The sequence below is a fragment of the Rhodococcus sp. ARP2 genome (assembly GCF_001029585.1).
Lineage (GTDB): Bacteria > Actinomycetota > Actinomycetes > Mycobacteriales > Mycobacteriaceae > Rhodococcus_F > Rhodococcus_F erythropolis.
In genome coordinates this window covers 1-2,784 of sequence record NZ_LEKE01000012.1, presented here as the reverse complement: position 1 = coordinate 2,784, position 2,784 = coordinate 1, and the positions used below count along the sequence as shown (strand labels likewise).

Sequence of the window (2,784 nt, the reverse complement as noted above, 5' to 3'; positions counted from 1 at the left end):
GGTGGCACCGGTGCCACCCCGCTTACCTCCGTCAAGCATGCGGGCGCACCGTGGGAGCTCGGCCTGGCCGAGACCCAGCAGACGTTGCTGCTCAACGGTCTTCGTGACCGCATCGTCGTGCAGGTCGACGGCCAGCTCAAGACGGGTCGCGACGTCGTCGTCGCTGCCCTGCTCGGCGGCGAGGAGTTCGGTTTCGCCACCGCACCGCTGGTGGTCTCGGGCTGCATCATGATGCGCGTCTGCCACCTCGACACCTGCCCCGTCGGTGTCGCGACGCAGAACCCGTTGCTGCGTCAGCGTTTCAGTGGCAAGCCGGAATTCGTCGAGAACTTCTTCATGTTCATCGCCGAAGAGGTTCGCGAGCTTCTCGCCGAACTCGGTTTCCGCACGCTGCTCGAAGCCGTCGGCCAGGTCGACATGCTGGACACCACACGCGCTCTCGATCACTGGAAGGGAAGCAAGGCAGGCAATCTCGACCTGTCGCCGATCCTGACCCAGGTCGAGTCCGCGTTCATGGACCAGGACCTCCACTGCACCGGCACACAGGATCACGGTCTCGACAAGGCACTCGATCAGCAGTTGATCGTTTCGGCCCGCAACGCACTCGACAAGGGTGAGGCGGTCTCGTTCGAGTCCGCGATCACCAACGTCAACCGCACGGTCGGCACCATGCTCGGCCACGAGGTCACCAAGGCGTTCGGTGGAGAGGGCTTGCCCGAGGGCACCATCGACATCACGTTCACCGGTTCCGCCGGTAACAGCTTCGGTGCTTTCGTGCCGAGCGGTATGACCCTGCGCCTGCACGGCGACGCCAACGACTTCGTCGGCAAGGGCCTCTCGGGTGGACGCATCGTCGTACGCCCGCCGCTCGATGCAGCGGAAGGCTTTGTCGCCGAGGACAACATCATCGGTGGCAACGTCATCCTGTTCGGCGCCACCAGCGGCGAGGCTCTGCTTCGCGGTGTCGTCGGCGAACGCTTCGCAGTCCGTAACTCCGGCGCCACTGCCGTCGTCGAGGGTGTGGGCGATCATGGTTGCGAGTACATGACGGGTGGAAAGGTGGTCATCCTCGGAGCCACCGGACGTAACTTCGGCGCCGGCATGTCCGGTGGCGTCGCGTACATCTACAACCCCGACAAGGCATTCGAGAAGAACCTCAACACCGAACTGGTGGACCTCGAGGATCTTTCGGGCGACGACTTCACCTGGTTGAAGAGCGTCATCGAACGTCATCGCGACGAAACCGGCTCCGAGGTTGCCACGCGCATCCTCGGCGACTGGTCGCAGCAGGTGGGTCACTTCGCAAAGGTGATGCCCCGCGACTACAAGAAGGTTCTTTTGGCCATCGCGGCCGCAGAGAAGGATGGCAAGAACGTGGACGAGGCAGTTATGGAGGCAGCTCGTGGGTGATCCAAGCGGCTTCCTGAAGCACACGTCGCGCGAACTTCCGGTTCGCCGGCCGGTGCCGTTGCGCCTGCTCGACTGGAAAGAGGTCTACGAGGAGTTCCCGAACGAAACCCTCAAGACTCAAGCCAGCCGTTGCATGGACTGCGGAATTCCTTTCTGCCACAACGGTTGCCCTCTCGGAAACTTGATTCCCGAGTGGAACGACCTGGTCTTCAAGGACCACTGGCACGACGCCATCGAGCGTCTGCACGCGACCAACAACTTCCCGGAGTTCACCGGTCGTCTGTGCCCCGCACCCTGTGAGGCGTCCTGTGTCCTGGGCATCAACCAGGATCCGGTCACCATCAAGCAGGTCGAGGTCGAGATCATCGACAAGGCCTTCGACGAAGGGTGGGTCAAGCCGGTTCGCGCCGCGCATGCCACCAACAAGAGGGTCGCAGTTGTCGGCAGTGGTCCGGCCGGTCTCGCTGCAGCGCAGCAGCTGACCCGCGCCGGTCACGCAGTGACGGTCTTCGAGCGGGCAGACCGCATCGGCGGCCTGCTGCGCTACGGCATCCCCGAGTTCAAGATGGAGAAGCGGCACATCGACCGCCGTCTCGAGCAGATGGAAGCCGAAGGCACCGTCTTCAAGACCAACGTCAATGTCGGCGTGGACATCACCGCGGACGAGCTGCGCGAGCAGTTCGACGCAGTGGTTCTGGCCGGCGGCGCCACCGCAGCTCGCGATCTGCCGATCCCGGGCCGCGAACTGGACGGCATCCACCAGGCGATGGAGTTCCTGCCGATCGCCAACCGCGTGCAGTTGGGTGACCTCGACGCTCCCACCATCACCGCTGAGGGCAAGAAGGTTGTCATCATCGGCGGCGGCGACACCGGCGCGGACTGCCTCGGCACCTCGCACCGTCAGGGCGCAGCCAGCGTGCACCAGTTCGAGATCATGCCGCGTCCGCCGGAGACTCGCGCCGAGCAGACTCCGTGGCCGACGTACCCGCTCATGTTCCGCGTGGCTTCGGCTCACGAGGAAGGCGGCGAGCGTCTGTTCTCCGTCAACACCGAGAACTTCGTCGGTGAAAACGGCAAGGTCACCGGACTCAAGGCTCACGAGGTCGAGATGAAGTCGGGTCGTTTCGAGAAGGTCGAGGGCTCTGACTTCGAGCTCGAAGCCGATCTCGTGCTCCTGGCAATGGGCTTCGTCGGTCCCGAGAAGCCGGGTCTGCTCACCGATCTCGGTGTCGACTTGAACGAGCGCGGCAACGTCGCCCGCACGTCGAAGTGGAACACCAACGTCGACGGCGTGTTCGTGGCCGGTGACATGGGCCGCGGTCAGTCCCTGATCGTCTGGGCCATCGCCGAGGGACGTTCCGCAGCAGCCGCTGT

2 protein-coding genes are annotated in these 2,784 nt (G+C 64.1%); both read left to right on the top strand.

From position 1 onward, the window contains the following. Positions 1-1,410 (top strand): glutamate synthase-related protein (locus tag ABX74_RS02955; protein WP_047888181.1); only part of this gene is annotated, 1,410 nt, incomplete at its 5' end. Continuing rightward, positions 1,403-2,784: glutamate synthase subunit beta (locus ABX74_RS02950; protein WP_047888180.1), on the top strand; the 1,382-nt coding region annotated here is incomplete at its 3' end. The genes ABX74_RS02955 and ABX74_RS02950, both read left to right, overlap by 8 nt.